Annotated in this window: 17 protein-coding genes; 7 read left to right on the top strand and 10 right to left on the bottom strand. The window is 71.8% G+C overall.

What is annotated here, in order from left to right; all coding sequences use genetic code 11:
- Positions 1-6: 6 nt before the first annotated feature.
- Together FLV34_RS11575 and FLV34_RS11570 are read right to left on the bottom strand one after the other, a co-directional pair.
- Complete coding sequence (locus FLV34_RS11575) at positions 7-1350, bottom strand: cell wall metabolism sensor histidine kinase WalK (protein ID WP_147943057.1); 1344 nt, start codon at positions 1348-1350, stop codon at positions 7-9.
- A gap of 1 nt (position 1351) precedes the next feature.
- Positions 1352-2020 carry a response regulator transcription factor gene (locus FLV34_RS11570; RefSeq protein ID WP_142649394.1) on the bottom strand — a complete coding sequence of 223 codons (669 nt, stop codon included), beginning with the start codon at positions 2018-2020 and terminating at the stop codon, positions 1352-1354.
- A gap of 154 nt (positions 2021-2174) precedes the next feature.
- Between FLV34_RS11570 and FLV34_RS11565 the strand changes: the two genes are divergently transcribed.
- Positions 2175-2771: a hypothetical protein gene (locus tag FLV34_RS11565; RefSeq protein WP_147943056.1), complete on the top strand. Its 597-nt coding sequence runs from the start codon at positions 2175-2177 to the stop codon at positions 2769-2771.
- 197 nt (positions 2772-2968) lie between these two features.
- Here the strand turns inward: FLV34_RS11565 and FLV34_RS11560 are convergent, their stop codons facing one another.
- The 6 genes from FLV34_RS11560 to FLV34_RS11535 form a co-directional block, all read right to left on the bottom strand.
- Positions 2969-3721: an alpha/beta hydrolase gene (locus FLV34_RS11560; RefSeq protein ID WP_142649396.1), complete on the bottom strand. Its 753-nt coding sequence runs from the start codon at positions 3719-3721 to the stop codon at positions 2969-2971.
- 174 nt (positions 3722-3895) lie between these two features.
- Positions 3896-4831, bottom strand: coding sequence for an NrfD/PsrC family molybdoenzyme membrane anchor subunit (gene nrfD / locus FLV34_RS11555; protein WP_261985738.1), 936 nt, complete (start codon positions 4829-4831; stop codon positions 3896-3898).
- Positions 4831-4953 carry a hypothetical protein gene (locus FLV34_RS42320; protein WP_261985737.1) on the bottom strand — a complete coding sequence of 41 codons (123 nt, stop codon included), beginning with the start codon at positions 4951-4953 and terminating at the stop codon, positions 4831-4833. The genes nrfD and FLV34_RS42320 overlap by 1 nt, the downstream gene beginning before the upstream one ends.
- A gap of 20 nt (positions 4954-4973) precedes the next feature.
- Positions 4974-5723 (bottom strand): 4Fe-4S dicluster domain-containing protein, encoded by a 750-nt coding sequence (locus FLV34_RS11550; RefSeq protein WP_142649397.1) that lies wholly within the window; start codon positions 5721-5723, stop codon positions 4974-4976.
- The gene (fdh, locus tag FLV34_RS11545; protein WP_261985736.1) at positions 5716-8883 is read right to left on the bottom strand and encodes a formate dehydrogenase; all 3168 of its coding nucleotides are present in this window, start codon (positions 8881-8883) and stop codon (positions 5716-5718) included. The genes FLV34_RS11550 and fdh overlap by 8 nt, the downstream gene beginning before the upstream one ends.
- A gap of 29 nt (positions 8884-8912) precedes the next feature.
- Positions 8913-11819, bottom strand: coding sequence for an AfsR/SARP family transcriptional regulator (locus FLV34_RS11535; protein WP_147943053.1), 2907 nt, complete (start codon positions 11817-11819; stop codon positions 8913-8915).
- Positions 11820-11919: 100 nt separating this feature from the next.
- On the opposite strand from FLV34_RS11535, the gene FLV34_RS11530 reads away from it, so the two are divergent.
- From FLV34_RS11530 to FLV34_RS11520, 3 genes are all read left to right on the top strand, one after another.
- Positions 11920-12819, top strand: a complete 900-nt coding sequence (locus tag FLV34_RS11530; protein ID WP_147943052.1) for a M23 family metallopeptidase — start codon at positions 11920-11922, stop codon at positions 12817-12819.
- Positions 12820-12824: 5 nt separating this feature from the next.
- Positions 12825-14351, top strand: a complete 1527-nt coding sequence (locus tag FLV34_RS11525; protein ID WP_142649401.1) for a peptidoglycan recognition family protein — start codon at positions 12825-12827, stop codon at positions 14349-14351.
- A gap of 195 nt (positions 14352-14546) precedes the next feature.
- On the top strand, positions 14547-14837 hold the full coding sequence (locus FLV34_RS11520; protein ID WP_142649402.1) for a hypothetical protein: 291 nt from the start codon (positions 14547-14549) through the stop codon (positions 14835-14837).
- Positions 14838-14942: 105 nt separating this feature from the next.
- Here the strand turns inward: FLV34_RS11520 and FLV34_RS11515 are convergent, their stop codons facing one another.
- A complete protein-coding gene (locus FLV34_RS11515; protein WP_142649403.1) occupies positions 14943-15590 on the bottom strand; it encodes a nitroreductase family protein in 648 nt (215 codons plus the stop codon).
- A gap of 11 nt (positions 15591-15601) precedes the next feature.
- A complete protein-coding gene (locus FLV34_RS11510; RefSeq protein ID WP_147943051.1) occupies positions 15602-15781 on the bottom strand; it encodes a hypothetical protein in 180 nt (59 codons plus the stop codon).
- A gap of 131 nt (positions 15782-15912) precedes the next feature.
- On the opposite strand from FLV34_RS11510, the gene FLV34_RS11505 reads away from it, so the two are divergent.
- The 3 genes from FLV34_RS11505 (at position 15913) to FLV34_RS11495 (ending at position 18279) form a co-directional block, all read left to right on the top strand.
- Positions 15913-16362, top strand: coding sequence for a MarR family winged helix-turn-helix transcriptional regulator (locus tag FLV34_RS11505; RefSeq protein ID WP_142649405.1), 450 nt, complete (start codon positions 15913-15915; stop codon positions 16360-16362).
- 380 nt (positions 16363-16742) lie between these two features.
- On the top strand, positions 16743-17324 hold the full coding sequence (locus tag FLV34_RS11500) for a histidine kinase (RefSeq protein WP_315985181.1): 582 nt from the start codon (positions 16743-16745) through the stop codon (positions 17322-17324).
- A gap of 316 nt (positions 17325-17640) precedes the next feature.
- On the top strand, positions 17641-18279 hold the full coding sequence (locus FLV34_RS11495; RefSeq protein ID WP_147943049.1) for a hypothetical protein: 639 nt from the start codon (positions 17641-17643) through the stop codon (positions 18277-18279).
- Positions 18280-18286: the final 7 nt, after the last annotated feature.

Below are 18286 nucleotides of genomic sequence, written 5' to 3'. Positions count from 1 at the left end.
TGCCTCCTACACGCGGGCCCGCACGGCGGGGTCACCCGGCGGGTACGCGACAGGCCGTCCGGACAACGGGAAGACCGCACGTAGCCTCGCGCCCGGGCTGTGCGGAACCACCTGGAGGGTCCCCCCGTGAGCCCGCGCGATATCCCTGGCGATCGGCAGCCCCAGCCCTGAGCCTCCCGTGTCCCGGGTGCGGGCGTGGTCCAGGCGGGTGAATCGGTCGAAGACGGTGGTGTGGTGTTCCGGAGGGATGCCGGGGCCGTCGTCCACGACGTCGAGGACCGCGTGGTCGCCCGACGACGTGAGGGTGACGTGGACCGACGTGGAGGCGTGGCGGACCGCGTTGTCGACGAGGTTCGCCACAAGACGGCGGAGTTGATCGGCGGAGCCGTCGAGGAGCAGGTCAGGGGTGAGGTCAAGGTGCACGTGGACGTCCGGACGAGGGCGTTTGCGGACGGCCTCCTCGGCGACCACCTGGGCCAGGTCGAGTTCCTCGGCCCGCGACAGGGGTTCGCCCGCGTCGAGCCGGGCCAGCAGGAGGAGGTCGGCGGCAAGGGACTGGAGGCGTGCGACATCGTCCAGTGCCGCGGTCGCCAGCGCCTTTTCGGCGGGCCGGGCCAGCTCCAGCCGGGTTCGCAGGATCGCCAGTGGGCTGCGCAGTTCGTGTGCGGCGTCGGCGACGAACTGCCGCTGCGCGTCGACGGAGGTCTGCAGCCGGTCGAGGGTCGCGTTGACGGTGCGGGCCAGTGCCGCGATCTCGTCCCGGGTGTCCGGCTCCGGCACGCGTTCGTGCAGGCCGTTCGCGGTGATGTCGGCGACCTTCGACCTGATCGCCGAGACCGGGCGGAGCACTCGGCCGACCGCCATCCAGGTGAACAGCGCGACCACCGCGAGGAGCGCCGGCACCCCCCAGATCAGCAGGTTCCTGAGCGTGGTCATCGCCGCCAGGGCGGGTGCCCTGGAGGCTCTTCCGGTGACGGTGACCGGGCCTTCCTCGGTCTCGAACGTCCGTCTGACCACGAGCACGGCCTCGTCGGGCGGGCCGTCGTCTTCGCCGGTGGCGGCCGAGCCCGGCATCGGTCCCTTCTCTCCCGGCGGCACCACTCCTTTTCCGAGCGGTGGCGCCGTTCCCTTTTCGAACGGTGGCACCGTTCCCTTTTCGTCCACCACGCCACCCGGCCCCGACTCCGCCTTCAGTATTTGCATCTGTTTCTTGGCGTCGTTCGCCGCCAGCTCCTTGGTGGAGGCCGTCAGGCTCGAGTCCAGCGCGGTGAAAAGCGCGATCGAGGCCAGGCAGAGCGCCGCCGCCACCGCCGCGGTGGCCGTCAGCGTCGTGCTCAGACGCACTCCCATGTCAGCCCTCCAGCCGGTAGCCCACGCCCCGCACGGTCTTCAGCGTCGTCCGTCCGAACGGTTTGTCGATCTTGCGGCGCAGCGCGCTGATGTAGACCTCGACGACGTTCGAATCGCCGTCGTACGCGAAGTCCCATGCCTGGGCGAGCAGCTCGGCCTTGGTCACCACCTCGCCCGCGTGCCGCGCCAGGCAGTGCAGGATCGCGAACTCCTTGGGCGTCAACGCGATCTGCACGTCCCCGCGACTGCACTTCAGCCCCGCCGGATCGACCCGGAGGTCCCCGACGGTCAGCGTCGTCGGCCGCTCCCGCACCTTGCGCCGGGCCAGTGCTCTCAGCCGCGCCAGCAATACGACGTACGAAAACGGCTTGGTCAGATAATCGTCCGCGCCGATGTCCAGCGCCTCCGCCTCGTCGTACTCCCCGTCCTTCGCGGTCAGCATGAGGATCGGCGTCCAGTTTCCGGCCTCCCGCAGCTTCGCGCAGACTCCGTAGCCGTGCAGCAGCGGCAGCATCACATCCAGCACGATCACGTCGTACGAATGCTCGGTCGCCATCCACAGGCCCTCGCGCCCGTCGTGAGCGAGATCGACCGCGAAGCCCTCTTTGGTCAGGCCGTCTTTGAGCAGCTCGGTCAGCCTGCGTTCGTCTTCCACCAGAAGTAGGCGCACCTCAACAGGGTGAAGGTGCGCACCTAAGAGAAACATGAAGATCGTCTTTGCCTCTTCAGGGTCGCTTCAGGTAGGGGAGCCCAAACTCCTGAGCGTTCCGTCAACCGATCACGGCCGGCCCCACGGGCAGGCCGATCCAGGGAGTGACCAGAGAATGAGGAAGAGGAGCATGATCCTCGCGGGGGTCATCATGACGGTGGGCCTCGGCATCGGCGGCAGCACGGCCGCGTCCGCGACCTCCACCGGTGCCCCGAAGCCGGGGGTCGTCTGCGCCGTGAAGGGTGGGCCGACGGCCGCGGAGAAGGGCAAGACCACCGTCAAAGTCGACAAGGACGGCAGGGTCTTCGTGAACGGCAAGGAGGTCTCGAAGAGTGAGCTGAAGACCCTCTGCGAGAAGCTCCCGCTGCCCGGCAAGGGCGTCGTCTGCATGGTGCACAAGAAGGGCGGCACGTTCAGAGGGGACACGATCAGAAGGGTCAAGACCAGGATCGGCAGGGTCTTCGTGGACGGCAAGGAGATCCCGAAGAACAAGCAGAGCGCTCGCTGCCAGAAGCTCCCGCTGCCCGGCAAGGGCGTCATCTGCATCGTGCACAAGAAGGGCGAGGGCGGCGGGTTCGGCACGAGCGACGAGAAGACCTACGTCGACGGCAAGCCGGTGCACGCCACGTGCCCCCTGCCCAAGAAGCCCGGTAAGGGCATGGACGACGTGCGCGCCGGGGACGACACCCCGGTGATCATCACGCCGAACTGACACACGACTCGCCGCAGGCGGTGACCATCCCATCCGAACGTCCCGCCGGCCCACCTCGCCGACGGGACGTTTCCGGCACCTCATCGGCCTGGCCGCCCGCGGCGTGATGGAGGGTCCAGCAGCCGCTCCCGCCTGAGCCGTGACAGGGCGGTGCCCGGGGTCGCGGCGCCCGGATTCCCGGACGCCGCGACCGTACGTCAGGCCGGTCGGCGAAGGTGCCGGGCGAAGAAGCGGACCGCGCTGTCGGCCTCGAACCTGGGCAGTTCCTTGTGCCTGCCCGCGTTGCCGTGCAGCGTCTTCTCCTTCGAGGCGAAGGCGTCGAACAGGGCGAGAGCGGCCTCGCGCGGGATGTGCTCGTCGTCCCACTGCATGTCGAACTCGATCGGTACGGTGATCTGCTTCGCCTTCTCGATCAGGACGTCGGGCCAGTGCTGGCCGAAGACCGCGGCCGTGATCCTGGGTTCGACCGCCACCAGCGGTACGCCGATCGCGGTGCCCATGTTGATGCCGAAGTAGCCGACCGGCCCGTCGGAGCCGATCTCCGGAAGCTCCTGGAGCGCGTCCAGTGCCGCCCGCCATTCGGGCACGGCGAGCTCCGCCAAATGGGCGTTGTAGCGGACGACGATCGGTCCTTCCGGCTCGCCCGCCGCCCTGGCCCGGAACAGCTCGGCGATCTCCTGCTCGTCGTGCGCCGTACGCGGCCGGTCGCCGTGCCCGGGCGCGTCGATGACGGCGACGTGGAAGCCGCAGACGGTCACGAGGAGGCGGGCGCGGCCGGCCATCGCCGGATGCTTCTTGTGGTTGCCGCCGCCGTGGCCCATCAGGACCAGGGGCGCGCGGCCGGTGCCGGGAGCCGGCGACCAGAGGACTCCGGGGACGTCGCCCACGGTGAAATCACGTTCGATCACGCCGTCCGAGGACGACTCGGCGGTGAACCGCAGAGAGTGCACAGGTGTTGCCTTTCGGGAGAGTCTTGGCGCTCCCGGCGACACCTACGTCGATCGCCCGGCCGTGACGGGAAGGGGGAGCACCCACGTCGTTCCTGCGTTCATGGGTCTCACCTCCTCGGCCGGTCACGGTCACCGGCACGCTACCAGGCTCGCCGATCGTCTCTCCAACCATTTTCAGCGGCCGGGGACAGAGGCGGGGCGGCCCGCGTCGAGGCGGTCACGCTGTGGCACGACGGTGTACTTGGGGTCCCTGGCCGAGGCCCGGCCCGCCGCCAGCACGCCGAACCGGGTGCACAGCGCTCCGGCCGTGATCGCCACTGCGGACAGCGCGGTGAGGGCCCGGCTCCGCCCGGCGACCGTGGCGAGCAGGCCGCCGCCGAGGGTGAGCACGCGGGAGGCCCGCATGAGCCTGCCCGCCCTGCCCGTCCGGTACGGCTCGCCGACCAGGCCGAGGCGGTGCTCCAGCAGCCCGCCGGCGACGATCTCGGCCATGGCGCCCGCCGCCGCGGCGGTGCGGGCGGGCCCCGCCAGCGCCCGGGGCGTGGTCAGCATGACGGCCGCGCCCGCCGAGGCGAGCGCGCTCCCGGCGAACAGGAACGGCAGCTCGCGCATGCCCTCGTGCCAGGCGGGGACGGCGGTGTCGGCCAGCAGGACGGCCGTGTAGGTGGCCATCGCCACGCCGCTCAGGCCGCTCGCGACCGACGCGGCGTCGCCCGCGAGGGGCAGCAGGCCGGTCACCGCGGAGCCCGCCGCGACTCCGGCCAGCCCGCTGTGGGCGGCCAGCGTCCACGAGCCGACGCTCATCGGCGAGGTGAGCTTGAACACCCGCAGCATGTTGAGGAAGCGCATCGGCCTGCCCAGCTCGGCCACGAGGAAGACGGTTCCGGCGCCCGCCCCGGCGAAGGCGGCCATGCGGGCGGCCAGCCCCAGCCGATCCCGCCCGGTGAGGCGGGCGGCCGCCGCCATCACGCCCGCCGCGCCGGACAGCCCGCCCAGATAGAGGTACGCCGGCATGTGGGGCTCGTGCCAGAGGGGCTGCTTGATGACCGGCTGGCCGTAGTAGGACCGGAACTCGGCGTCCGGCACCATCTCGTCGCGCCGCCTCGGCATCAGGTCCTCCCCACAGAAACGATCACGTCCTGCTCCGCGCCGCGTGTCACGGCCTGCTCCACACGAAGCGTCTTGTCCTGCTCCGCATGAAGCGTCTTGTCCTGCTCCCCACGAAGCCTCATGTCCTGCTCCGCAGGCGGTGTCACGGCTTTCTCCGTACGAACGAGACGGCCACTCCGGCGGCCACGGCGAGCGCGGCGCCGCCGGCCCAGCGCCACATCGCGGGCAGGTCACGGGTGGTCACCACGGGATCGGGCGGCAGGCCGTACGTCTCGGGCTCGTCCAACAAGAGGAAGAAGGCACCCGTGCCGCCCACCCCGTTGTCCGGGTCCGCGCCGTACAGCCGGGCCTCGGTCGCGCCCTCGGCGTGCAGCCGTTCGACCCGTTCCTCGGCCCGCTGCCGCAGCTCGTCGAGCGGCCCGAACTGGATGGACTTCGTCGGGCACGCCTTGGCGCAGGCGGGCTCCATGCCGCCGCGCAGGCGGTCGTAGCAGAGCGTGCACTTCCAGGCCCGGCCGTCGTCCTGCCTGCGGTCGATCACGCCGTACGGGCAGGCGGGCACGCAGTAGCCGCAGCCGTTGCAGACGTCGGGCTGGACGACGACGGTGTCGAACTCGGTGCGGAACAACGCGCCGGTGGGGCAGACGTCGAGGCAGGCGGCGTGGGTGCAGTGCTTGCACACGTCGGACGACATCAGCCACCGGCCGTCCTGCTCGATGAACGCGACATGCCGCCAGGTGCTCGCGCCGAGCGCGCCGGTGTTGTCGTAGGAGGTGGCCCGGAACACGAACCCGTCGTCGGGCACGTCGTTCCACTCCTTGCAGGCCACCTCGCAGGCCTTGCATCCGATGCAGATGGACGTGTCGGTGAAGAACCCCACCCGCTCAGCCATGGCGATACCTCTCGATCAGGTCGAGCAGCGCCGGGCCGCGCGGGCGGCGTCCGGGCAGGACGTCGCAGGTGCCGGCCTTGCTCTCCTGGATGTAGACGTTCGGGTCGAGCACGATCGACGGCAGGTCGTTGACGACGTCCCCGGTGATCACCCCGCCGCTGCTGTATCCCCAGTGGTACGGCATGACGATCTGGTGGACGACCTTCCCGTTGAGCCGCAGGGGCCGTACGCGGCCGGTGACGAGCACGCGCAGCTCGATCGCGGTGCGCGCGGTGACGATCGTCGCCCAGTCGCCGTTGTCCAGGCCGAGCTCCTCGGCCATCTCCCGCGACATCTCGCAGAACGCCTCCGGCTGGAGCTCCGCCAGGTACGGCAGGGGCCTGCTCATGGCGCCCGTCGTGTGGTGCTCGGTGAGCCTGCTCGTCGTGTAGACGTACGGGAACCGGGGCGACAGCGCCGGGTTGTACGGGTTCTCCGGGTGGTCGATGGTGCGGCGGGCCGGGGTGGCCTGCTGACCGTAGAGCGCGTTGCGCACGGGCGACTCGTGCGGCTCGTAGTGGGCGGGCAGCGGCCCGTCGGACAGGCCGGACGGGACGTACAGCCAGCCCCTGCCGTCCGACTGCATGATGAACGGGTCGGTGCCGGCCAGCGCGTGCTCGGCCTTGGCCCCCTCGGGCGGCACGTAGTCGGGCGCCTTGTCCTCCTCGAAATCGGGCACGTCCGGCCCGGTCCACTTGGCGCCGTCCCAGTAGACGTACTTCTTGCGTTCGCTCCACGGGCGGCCCTGGGGGTCGGCCGAGGCGCGGTTGTAGAGGACGCGCCGGTTGGCCGGCCAGGCCCAGCCCCATTCGAGCGCGACCGGGCCCTGCTCGGTGTGGGGGGTGCGCCGGGCCGCCATGTTGACCCCGTCGGCGTACACCCCGCAGTAGATCCAGCAGCCGCAGCTCGTCGAGCCGTCGGGCTTCAGCTCACGCAGCGACGCCAGCAGGCGGCCGTCGGCGGCCCGGCCGTTGATCTCGCGCAGCACGGCCGCGGCGTCGGGGTCGCGCTGCGCGCCGACCTCCGGGTAGTCCCAGGTCAGCTCCTTGACCGGCCGGTCGATGTCGTCGTCGCCGAGCCGCTGCCTGATCCGCTTGCCGAGGTGGTAGTAGAACCACAGGTCGCTGCGGCAGTCGCCGGGCGGGTCGAGGGCCTTCTCTCGCCACTGCAGCAGCCGCTGGGTGTTGGTGAACGTGCCCTCCTTCTCCACGTGGCTCGCGGCGGGCATGAAGAAGACCTCGGTGCCGATCTCCTCGGTGCGCAGCTCGCCCGTCTCGATCTCGGGCGCGTCCTTCCAGAACGTCGCGGTCTCGACCAGCACGAGGTCGCGGACCACCAGCCATTCGAGGTTGGCCAGGCCCAGCCGCTGCGCTCTGCCGTTGGCCGAGCCGACCGCCGGGTTCTCGCCCACGACGAAGTAGCCCTTGACCGTGCCGTCGATCTGGCCCATCACGGTCGCGTAGTGGCCGTGGTCGCCGGTGAGGCGCGGCAGGTAGTCGAAGCAGTAGTCGTTGGCCTCCGTCGCCGCGTCGCCCCACCACGCCTTGAGCAGGCTGACGACGTACGCCCGCCGGTTGCCCCACCAGCCGGTGTCGGCGCCCTCGCGTTCCAGGTAGTGGTCGAAGCCCTCGTGCCGGTGGGCGTGCGGCATCGCGATGTAGCCCGGCAGCAGGTTGAACAGGGTCGGGATGTCGGTGGAGCCCTGGATGCTCGCGTGGCCGCGCAGCGCCATGATGCCGCCGCCCGGCCGGCCCATGTTGCCCAGCAGGAGCTGCAGGATCGCGGCGGCCCTGATGTACTGCACGCCGACCGAGTGCTGCGTCCAGCCCACCGAGTAGACCCACGCCGTGGTCCGCTCGCGGCCCGAGTTGGCCGTGATCGCCTCGGCCAGCTCGTGGAACAGCTCGGGCGGGATGCCGCACAGCTCCTCGACCATCTCCGGCGTGTAGCGGGAGTAGTGCCGCTTGACGATCTGGTAGACGCACCGCGGGTCGGTCAGCGTCGGGTCCTGGGGCGGCGTCGCGCTCGCGCCCGCGCCGCGCGCGCCGTACGAGTCGGACCCCGCCGCCTCCGCGTGGCGCTCGTCGCCCTCGACCGGCTCCTCCTGCTCGGGCACGTCGCCCTCGTACGCCCAGCTCGACGGGTCATACCTGCCGGTCTCCTCGTCGAAGCCGGAGAACAGGCCGTCGAGGTCCTCGGTGTCGCGGAAGTCCCGGTTCACCAGCGTCGCGGCGTTCGTGTACGCGAGGACGTACTCGCGGAAGTCGAGCCCGTTCGACAGCACATAGTTGATCAGCGCGCCGAGCAGGACGATGTCAGTACCGGCCCGGATCGGCAGATACCTGTCCACGGTCGCACTCGTACGGCTGAAGCGCGGGTCGATGTGGAAGACCTTCGCGCCGCGCGCCCGCGCCTCCATCACCCACTGGTAGCCCACCGGATGGCACTCGGCCATGTTGGAGCCCTGGATGACGATGCAGTCGGCGTTGGCCAGGTCCTGCTGAGGCTGGGTCGCGCCGCCACGCCCGAAGCTGGTCCCCAGACCGGGGACGGTGGAGGAGTGTCATATGCGCGCCTGGTTCTCGACCTGGATCGCGCCGAGGGCGGTGTAGAGCTTCTTCATCAGGTAGTTCTCTTCGTTGTCGAGCGTCGCCCCGCCCAGGCTGGCGATGCCCAGAGTCCTCCTGACCTCCCGCCCCTCGTGCGTCTGCTGCCAGGTCTCGCGCCGGGTCCGCACGACCCGGTCGGCGATCATGTCCATCGCGGTTTCGAGGTCGAGCGGCTCCCACTCGGTGCCGTACGGCCTGCGGTAGAGCACCGTCGTCTGACGGCCGGGGTGGGTGACGAGCTGCTTGCTGGCCGATCCCTTCGGGCACAGCCGCCCCCGCGAGATCGGCGAGGCGGGGGCGCCCTCGATCTGGGGGACCCTGCCGTCCTTGACGTAGACGAGCTGGCCGCAGCCCACCGCGCAGTAGGGGCAGACGGACCGCGCGACCGTCTCGGCGTCCTCGACGCGGGGCCGCAGGGCGTCCGTACGCGCCGAGCGCGCCGCCCGCCCTCTGCCGTCCTCTCCCTTGAGCTGCCGGATCACCGGCCAGCGGGAGAGCCATCCACCACCCACGACGCCTCTGATGCCCCGCTCATGCCGGTCTAATCACGAGATATCGCCGCGTCGCCCACCACCCGCCGGGACGTGACCGCGTGGAGGTAGCCGCGGGCGAGCGCGCGCCGCCCGGACGAACGGTGCAGCTCGCCGAGCAGCCGCCGCGTGGCCGCCTCCCCGCTCCGGTCGCCGAGCTGCCGGAAGATCGCCAGCGAGCTTTCCAGCCGGGCCGAGCCGTTCCGCCAGTCGCCCCTGGCCGCCTGGAGCCCGCCCAGGCCCTGCATCGCGTACGCCGCGCAGTGCCGGTCGCCATAGCCCTCGAAGATCGTCAGCGCCCGGCCCTGGGCGCGCATCGCCCGCCCGGTCTCGCCCGCGAGGTCGTGCAGGCGGCCGATCTGGAGCGACACGCAGCCCTCCCGGTGGGCGTCCCCGAGCTCGCGCGCCATGCGCAGCGCGCCGCCGAGCCAGTCGGCGGCGCCGTTCAGGTCGCCCGCGCTCAGGCAGCCGCGCCCGAGCGCCTGCCGCGCGTACGCCTCACCGGAGCGGTCGTCGAGCGACACGAACATCGCGAGGGCCCGGCGGAAGTGTCGGGCCGCGGCGACGTGGTCGCCCCTGAACTGGCCGACCGCGCCCAGCCCGCAGACCGACACGGCCTCGCCCCTGACGTCCCCGAGCATGCGGAAGAGCAGCCGGGAGCGGCGGAACATGCCGGCCGCCTGGGCGTACCTGTCCCGATAGAGGGCCACCTGGCCGAGCCCGCGCAGCATGGCGGCCTCCCCCGCCCGGTCTCCTGCGGCGCGGGCGGCCTCCAGGGCGACGCGGTGGGTCTCCTCCCACGCGCCGAGGTGACAGCGTAGGTCGAAGTACGGCACGAGCGCCGCCGCCAGGCCCCAGGCGGCGCCGGTCAGCCCCGCCTCCGCGGCCAGCCGTACGGCCTCGACCAGGGTCTCGTGCTCGGCGCCGAACCAGGAGACCGGATGGGCGCCGACCCGGCGCAGGGCGTCGTCGGGCAGCCGCCAGCGCCGGGCGGCGGGCGAGGTCAGGCGGAAGACCGTGGTGGGCAGGCGGGCCGTGGCGTGTTCCGCGGCGGCCGTCCAGCCCGCGACCACGCGCGCCAGCGCCGGCATGTCCAGCTCGCTCGCCTTGTCCCTGGCGTCGACGCGCAGCAGGTCGGGCAGCCGATATCGGGGCTGGCCGAGGGGATCGGTGCCCACCGGGCGCAGCAGGTTCGCGTCGACCAGCACGTCGGTCACGGCGTCGCTGCGGTGCCGGTCGAGCACCGCGTCGACCACCCAGCCGGGCAGCGGCCGGGTGCCGAGCAGTCCGAGCGCCCGGAACGTGCGCGCGGCGTCGTCGGGCAGCAGGCGATAGCTGCGGTCGAAGGACTCCCGCACCACCAGATCGCCGGCGCGCAGCTCGGCCAGCCTGACCGTCTCGTCGTCGAGCCGCCGCCGCAGCACGGCCGGGGACCAGCCGGGACGGGCGGCCAGCCGCGCCCCGGCCACCCGGATCGCGAGCGGCAGCCGGCCACAGGCCCGCACGATGGCGGCGGCCTCCTCCGGCTCCCGCTCCAGCCGCTCCGCGCCGACGATCGCCGTCAGCAGCTCCAGCGCCTCCGCCTGGGGCAGGACGTCCAGGTCGATACGGGCGGCGCCGGGCAGCTCGGTGATGCGGCGCCTGCCGGTGACGACGACGGCGCTGCCGCCGCCCGGCAGCAGCGGCCCCACCTGCGCGGCGCCCGCCGCGTCGTCGAGCACGACCAGCATCGGCCGTACGGCGAGCAGCGTGCGGTAGAGCGCGGCGCGCTCGTGAACGGTGGGCGGCAGCGGCTCCGCCGCGTCCAGCGCACGCAGTGCCTCGGCCAGCAGCTCTCCCGGCTCCGCCGGTGATCCCGCCGCGCCGTCCCGCGGGTCGGTGCCGCCGAGCGACAGGAAGAGCTGGCCGTGCGGGTACGCCTCGCGGACGGCGTGGGCGCAGCGCACCGCGAGCGCGGTCTTGCCGACGCCCGGCGGCCCGGTGACGACGGCGACCCCGCCCGGGGCGAGCGCCCGGGTCAGCGCCGCGACCTCGGCGGCCCGCCCGGTGAAGTCCACCAGGTCCGGCGGCAGCTGACGCGGCACGACGGGGTGAGCGCCGCCGCCGGAACGGGTGGCGGGCTTGATGGGCTTGACGATGAGGCCGTGCTTGGCGGGTGGTCGTGGGGGCGGCTCCCCGGCGAGCACTGCAGCGTGCGCCCGGCGCAGCTCGGGCCCCGGCCCGACGCCGAGCTCGCTCACGAGGTGTTCGCGGATCGTGCCGAAGGCGCGCAGCGCCTCACCCTGCCGTCCCGACCAGTGCAGGGCCAGCATGAGCCTGCCCCACAGGTCCTCGCGGAAAGGATGGTCGGCGAGCAGGGCGCGCAGCTCCCCGGCCGCCTCGCCGTACTCTCCGGCCGCCATCAGCAGCTCGACCAGGTCTTCCGCGGCGCGCAGCCGCGCCTGCGCGAGCCGTCCGAGCCTGCGGTCCCACAGCGGGCTGCCGGGCAGATCGGACAGCGGGACGCCCTGCCACAGCGCCAGCGCCCGTGCCAGCAGGCCGGCCGCCTCGTCCGGCCGGCCCCGCGCCCGGCGCTCCCGCGCGGCGGTCACCCGCTCCTCGAACAGCAGCAGGTCGAGCTCATGTGGCGGCAGCTCGATCGCGCACCCCGACCCGATGGCCCGGATGCGGGCCGGGGCGGGCCCGAGCTCCGCGCGCAGCGCGCTCGCGTACGTGCGGAGGTTGGCCGCGGCCGAGCGCGGCCGGTGGTCCGGCCACAGCACCTCGGCGAGCTCGTCGCCGCCGACGGTGTGGTTGGCGTGGAGGAGAAGGGTGGCCAGGAGCATGCGGGGCTTCGGCCCGCCGAGCCGTGGCGCCGTGCCCGGCAGGCGGACCTCCAGGGGACCGAGCACGCTGAACATAGGCCGATCGACTGTCATGACCGTGTTGCTCCTCGAAGGACCGGTTCGCCATGACTCGCGCAGTCTTTGTACCCAACTCTTGATGTTTTTTGTGCGGCAGATTCCGACTCTTTTGGTCATGAGACTCAAATCGCTTGTCACGGCGGGTTTCGCGCTGGTCCTGGGCCTCGCGTTCGGCACCGCCACCGCCCCGGCGGCCTCCGCAGCGGGTGCGCGCCCGAACTTCCAGATGCCGTTCCCCTGTGGCCAGACCTGGACGGGCAACTCCAGCGCGAGCAGCGCCCACCAGTCGTACGAGATCGACTTCAACCGGGGCAGCACGGCCGACGCCGACTACGGCGACACGGTCGTGGCCGCGGCGGCCGGCACCGTCGTCATCTCGGCCCACCAGGGCTCGACGAACGGCTTCGGCAACCTCATCAAGATCGACCACGGTGGCGGCTGGTTCACCTACTACGCCCACCTGAGCGTGCGCTCGGTGGGCGAGGGTGCCCACGTGAACCAGGGTCAGAAGATCGGCGAGGTCGGCAACACCAGCAAGCCGGGCAACAACATCTCCCCGCACCTGCACTACGAGGTGCGCACGAGCGACACGACCTACCCCGCCAACATCCAGAAGGCGGTGTTCAACGGGGTCACCTTCGGCTACCCCGCGCAGACCGTGACCTCGCAGAACTGCGGCGGCGGATCGACCAACCCATACACCCCGCAGGAGGTCTGCGGCAGCGGCTACTCGGTGATCGACTCGGCCGGCCTCGGCTCGGCGGGCACCGTCTATCTGCTCTACAACTCCGGCAACGGCTACAACTGCGTCGTCACGATGAAGAAGACCTCGCTGGGCACGCCCACCGCGACCACCGCCTACCTGGAGGTCAAGGGCAAGAGCCGGGTGACCGACTCGGGCAACTTCGGCTACTACGCCGGACCGGTGCGCGCCTCGGCCGCCGGCACCTGCGTCAAGTGGGGCGGCAAGGCGGGCTCGAACACCTACGACAGCCCCTTCGAGCACTGCGGCTGATCCCCATGACCGCATCCCCGATCGTCCGCGCGCCCCGATGTGCGGCCCTGACCGCCGCGGGCGTCGTGACGCTCCTGCTGTGCCTGGCCGGGCTCGTCCCGGCCGGGCCTGCCTCAGCCGGACCCGCCTCAGCCGGACCCGCCTCGGCCGGGCCTGCCTCGGCCGCCGAGGGCCCGCTCGCCACCGCCTTCACGCAGGCGGCGGCGGCCCACGGCGTCCCCCGCGACCTGCTCGTCGCGCTCGCCTACGCCGAGACCCACCTCGACGGCCACGGCGGCAGGCCGAGCGCGAGCGGCGGCTACGGCGTGGCGCACCTGGTCAGCAACCCCACGCTGCACACCCTGGAGGAGGCGGCAAAGCTCACCGGAGCGCCGGTCGCCTCGCTCAAGGCCGACGACACGGCCAACGTGGCGGGCGCGGCGGCCGTCCTGCGGGCCAGGGCCGACGCCCTGGGCCTGGACGCCGCCGCCCGCGCCGACTCCGACCGCTGGTACACCGCCGTCGCGCGCTACGGCGGGGCGAGCACGCCCGAGGTCGCCCGGCTGTACGCCGACGCCGTCTACGACCTGCTGTCGGCCGGGTTCACCGCGCGGACGCCGGCGGGCGAGACGATCACGGTGGCCGCCCGTCCGGCGCATCCCGACCGGGGAGCCCTCGCGAACGCCCGCGACCTCGGCCTGCCGGAGAACAACCGCACGCTCGCCGCGGCGGCCGTCGACTACCCCGGCGCGACGTGGGTGGCCGCCAGCAGCGCCAACTACGCCGTGTCCGACCGGCCGGCGAGCGACTCCATCGACCGCATCGTCATCCACGTCACCCAGGGCTCGTACGCCGGGACGATCTCCTGGTTCCAGAACCCCGCCGCCCAGGTGTCCGCGCACTACGTCGTACGGTCGTCCGACGGCGCGATCACCCAGATGGTGCGGGAGAAGGACCGGGCCTGGCACGCGGGCAACTCCGACTACAACCACCACTCCGTCGGCATCGAGCACGAGGGATACGTCGACAACGCGTCGTGGTTCACCGACGCGATGTACCGCTCCTCGGCCGCCCTCGTGCGCTCCATCGCCGCGCGGTACGGCATCCCCACCGACCGGTCGCACATCGTGGGGCACTCCCAGGTCCCCGGCACCGACCACACCGATCCCGGGCCCAACTGGAACTGGACCACGTACATGCAGTACGTCACGGGCGGCGGCGGCACCGGGAACCCGTACACGCCGGAGCAGGTGTGCGGCGACGGTTACTCGGTGATCGACTCGGCCGGCCTCGGCACGGCGGGCTCCGTCTATCTGCTCTACAACTCCGGCAACGGCTACAACTGCGTCGTCACGTTGAAGAAGACCTCGCTGGGCACGCCCACCGCGACCACCGCGTACCTGGAGGTCCAGGGCAAGAGCCGGGTGACCGACTCGGGCAACTTCGGCTACTACGCCGGGCCGGTACGGGCGGCAGCGGCGGACAAGTGCGTTAAATGGGGTGGCAAGGCGGGCTCGAACACCTACGACAGCCCCTTCGAGCACTGCGGCTGACCTTTTCCGGCATCGGTTCGTGATCCGGGGCCTCCGCGCGCCGCACTGCGCGGGGGCCCTCCGGTGCTGGTGCGGAGATCTGCGAAAGCATGGGCTGTGGGGTGTAGAGGCCGCAGGGAGGGCATTAAGGCCCTGATGCAGCCCGCTCCGCGGGCGATCCGTGCCCGCGGAACCACCCTCACGCAGAGGACGTCGATGAACGACCAGCCGCCCGAGTGGGCGAGAAATCTTGAGAAGGCGGCGATCGAGGCGGCCAGGGCCGTCGAACGCGCCGGCCGGGCACTCGGCAAGGCGGTGGAGCAGGCGGGGCGCACCGCCAAGGCCCAGGCCGCGATGGCGGCGGCCTACCAGGCCGACCTGGAAACGCTGGAAAAGGTGCTGCGGGGCCTCCCCGCGGAGCAGGTCAGGGACATCTCGGCCGCCGCGGCGGTGGTCACGGCGACCGCCGACCGGGTGCTGTCCCAGACGCCGAAGGACGACCTCTGAACCTGGCTCCGGCCCCGACGCGGCGGGACACGGACGTTCGCGAACCGGCAGTGGGTCCGCGGCCTTTGCGGCTCGGGTCAGATGGTCGGCCTGGTGGCCGGGCGTTCACCATCCTTCCCAGTGCAGGACCTGGTCACGTGGGATGCGGCGCGCGGGTTTGAAGTCGGTGCCGATCGTGTAGGCGAGCGGGATGAACGCGGCGAGCATGACCTCGTCGTAGGGGACGCCCAGGGTGGCGGCGAGCTCGCGTTCGAGGGGTCCCTGGGCGGTGGTCCATGTGGTGCCGAGGCCGCGGGCGCGGGCGGCGAGCATGAAGCTCCAGGTCGCGGGCAGGATGGATCCCCATGTGCCGGATTGGACTGCCGCCGAGGCGTGATCGGTGCGTCCTTCGATGGCGGGGATGACGAACGCCGGGACGCGGTGGATGTTGTCGGTCAGGTGCCGTAGCCCCTCGAACACGCCCTGGGTGGAGCGCGGAGCGTGGTTCATGCGGCGGAGGTCATGTTCGTTCAGTGGTTGGCCCTCCGCGACGGCGAGCGCGCGGCGGAAGATGTCGCCCACCTTGCGGCGCAGGCACGGCTCGGTGACCACGATGAAGTGCCAGCGTTGCCGGTTGCGTCCGGTGGGTGCTTGGGTGGCCAGGTCGATGCATTCCTCGATGAGCTCGCGCGGGACGGGCCGGTCGAAGTCGAGCCGCTTGCGGACGGCCCGGGTGGTGGACAGCAGTTCGTCGGGGGTCAGGTTGAGGGTCATCGTCATGCTCCTCATGCGCGTGTGGAGGTCGGTGCGGTGGTCGCCGGTTCGCCGGCCGCGGGTTCGACGCCGGCTCGCAGGCCGAGGCAGGCGATGAGCACGCCGAGCAGCGAGCAGGATCCGGCGGTCAGGAACGCCGCTGCGCACAGCAGGATCAGGGCCGCCGCCGCCCGGCGGTCGGAACGCATCACCAGAGCCCTCCGTCTTTGAGCAGATGATCTACAGCAAGACGAAACCGTATTCTCACAAACAATCTGCTGTCAAACAATCGCCTGACAGATGGCCCTGGTAGCCTCGGACGGGTCGACAATGCAGGAGACCCATGCCTTCCAAGCCCGCCCGGCCGGCGTACTTCCCGACGCTGGCGGCCGAACGCCCGGACATCGCGATGTGCCGCGCCTCGGCGTACCTGGCCCGCGCCGCCGACGCCCACGCCACCCGGCACGGCCTCGGCGTCGGCCAGCACCTGGTGCTGAAGATGCTCGACGCCGTCGGCCCTTGCTCCCAGCAGGCGCTCAGCGAGGAACTGCGGATCGACCGCAGCGTCATGGTGAACGTGTGCGACGACCTGGAGCAGTCCGGATTCGTCCGCCGCGAACGCAACCCCGACGATCGCCGCTCTTACGCCGTCACCATCACCGACAAGGGCCGCGAACGCCTCGCCGAGGCCGAGAGCACCGTCTCCTCCTACCTGGAAGAAGCATTCGCCCCTCTCACCACCGGCGAACGCGCCCAGCTCACTGCCCTGGTCTGCAAGCTCATGCAGCTCTGATCTCGGGGCAGGCGCGAACGATGCGTTGGTCGTCTCCGATCGTTCCCCGGCCCGTGAACGATGCGGCGGAGGGTGGAGCGGCCGACGCCGTACTGCATGGCGAGGTGATGCTCATCATCTTCCGGCGCATTCCGGCCGCCTCCCTGGAGGACCGGCGGCCGAGCGGCACGCCGATATCCACAGCCTGTGGATGACCGTCCGGAGCTGCGGTTTTCGGCACCCCTGATGTGAGGCGCACCGTAGGAAGCCCGGCGGCGCCCCTCATGGTGACCGCACCACCCGGCTTCTAGCGTCAATCCGCATGAACAGCACCGAAATCGGAGGAATCGCCGGGTGGGCGATGGAGCATCGACGAGCCGGCCAGGACCCGCGCCGGCATCGTGAGCGCGGTCGGCCAGGAGCGGCGCAGGATCGAACGCGACCTGCACGACGGCGTGCAGCAGCGGCTGGTCGCCCTCGCCGTGCTGATCGGGCGGGCCCGGCGCGGGCGGAGTCCCCAGCTCCTCGACGACCTGCTTCATCAGGCCCACGAGGAGGCACAGGAGGCCCTGCGCGAGCTGCGCGAGGTCGCCTGGCGGGTCTACCCGGCCGAGCTCGACACGCTCGGGCTGCGCGAGTCCCTGTCCGCCGTCGCCGAGCGGGCCGGGATGCCCGTCACGGTCGCGTACGGCCTCGCCGCCCGCCCGCCCGGCGAGGTGGAGACGGCGGTCTACTTCGTCGTGCGGGAGGCCATGACGAACGCCGCCAAGCATGCGGCGGCGGGGCAGGTGCGGGTGGAGATCGTGGAGGACGGCGACACGATCGTCGTGCGGGTGCGCGACGACGGGCGGGGCGGCGCCGACCCCGGCGGTGGCGGCCTGTCCGGGCTGGCCCGCAGGGTCGCCGCGCTGGACGGCCGGTTCCAGGTGGACAGCCCGCCGGGCGGCCCGACCATCGTGAGCGCGGAACTCCCCCGCGAATGACCCCGGCCCGGCCGCCCCCTCCCAATGGGCTCGTCCAGCCCCTCCCGACCAGCTCCCCCACCACCCACCCCGCAGGGACAGCGATCAGCTGTCGCCGGCGTACGGGCGTCGCGTGGCCGTCTCGTTCAGACCGGTGGCTGTTCGCCGTGCGGCGTTATCGTCGGCGACATGACCGATCGATCGCTCGCTTGGGACAACGCGGCCCTTCTAAGGAACCTCTAAAGGTGGCTGAAACCACGCCAGAGGCCGCGATGTTTGCGTTGTCGCCAGGACGCCGGTAATCGTCCGGCGCGCTTCGTGGACGAAAGGCATCACGATGGTGAAACGCACACGACTGGTCGTGGCCGCGATCACGCTCACCACGCTGGCCGCGAGCGGTACGGCCGCGGCGGCCGGTCCGGCCCCGACACCCGGCGCGGTGAAATCCGACGACGCGACGATCAAGCCAGGCGCGAGGGCCGGGGCGGATGCGGACGCCGATCTGGCCGCGATCGCGGCGAAGGTCGGGGTGACGACCGAGCGGCTCGACGCCGCGCTGGTCGCGGCCAAGACGACGCCGGCCGGCTCGGCCGACCTCACGCCGGATGCCTTCGTCGCGGCGGTCGCGGCCGGCCTGGAACTGCCGGTCTCGCAGGTTCGGGATGCTCTGGGACCGATCGTCGCCAAGCCCGCGTCCGGTGGCGACAATCAGGGCAAGCCTGACAGCGCGGGCCCAAAGGCCCAAGATGGTTCGCAGGACTCGCCGTTCACCACCGACGCCGCGGCGGCGTCTTTGGCCGCGGCGCTCGGTGTCGATCAAGCCAAGGCCAAGGCCGCTCTGGCCGCTCTGGTGGCGTCGGACAGAGTCCGCCCGACGTCCAGGGATTTCGGTGACATCGCCGCCTCGCTCGGGGTGGGCTCCGACCGGCTCGAAGCCGCGTTACGCGACCTGAAGCGGTCACTGAGCCAGGGCTGACAGCCAC

Origin of the sequence: Microbispora sp. CSR-4 (assembly GCF_008033685.1) — a bacterium.
Taxonomy (GTDB): domain Bacteria; phylum Actinomycetota; class Actinomycetes; order Streptosporangiales; family Streptosporangiaceae; genus Microbispora.
Note: the sequence above shows the minus strand (reverse complement) of the source record. Positions and strands in the feature narration are given on the sequence as shown.

Excerpts from the sequence above, each read along its gene's own strand:
- FLV34_RS11575 (WP_147943057.1), bottom strand. The coding sequence starts at position 1,350 with ATGGGAGTGCGTCTGAGCACGACGCTGACGGCCACCGCGGCGGTGGCG.
- FLV34_RS11565 (WP_147943056.1), top strand. The coding sequence starts at position 2,175 with ATGAGGAAGAGGAGCATGATCCTCGCGGGGGTCATCATGACGGTGGGC.
- nrfD (WP_261985738.1), bottom strand. The coding sequence starts at position 4,831 with ATGCCGAGGCGGCGCGACGAGATGGTGCCGGACGCCGAGTTCCGGTCC.
- FLV34_RS42320 (WP_261985737.1), bottom strand. The coding sequence starts at position 4,953 with ATGAGGCTTCGTGGGGAGCAGGACAAGACGCTTCATGCGGAGCAGGAC.
- FLV34_RS11550 (WP_142649397.1), bottom strand. The coding sequence starts at position 5,723 with ATGGCTGAGCGGGTGGGGTTCTTCACCGACACGTCCATCTGCATCGGA.
- FLV34_RS11535 (WP_147943053.1), bottom strand. The coding sequence starts at position 11,819 with ATGACAGTCGATCGGCCTATGTTCAGCGTGCTCGGTCCCCTGGAGGTC.
- FLV34_RS11530 (WP_147943052.1), top strand. The coding sequence starts at position 11,920 with ATGAGACTCAAATCGCTTGTCACGGCGGGTTTCGCGCTGGTCCTGGGC.
- FLV34_RS11525 (WP_142649401.1), top strand. The coding sequence starts at position 12,825 with ATGACCGCATCCCCGATCGTCCGCGCGCCCCGATGTGCGGCCCTGACC.
- FLV34_RS11520 (WP_142649402.1), top strand. The coding sequence starts at position 14,547 with ATGAACGACCAGCCGCCCGAGTGGGCGAGAAATCTTGAGAAGGCGGCG.
- FLV34_RS11515 (WP_142649403.1), bottom strand. The coding sequence starts at position 15,590 with ATGACCCTCAACCTGACCCCCGACGAACTGCTGTCCACCACCCGGGCC.
- FLV34_RS11505 (WP_142649405.1), top strand. The coding sequence starts at position 15,913 with ATGCCTTCCAAGCCCGCCCGGCCGGCGTACTTCCCGACGCTGGCGGCC.
- FLV34_RS11495 (WP_147943049.1), top strand. The coding sequence starts at position 17,641 with ATGGTGAAACGCACACGACTGGTCGTGGCCGCGATCACGCTCACCACG.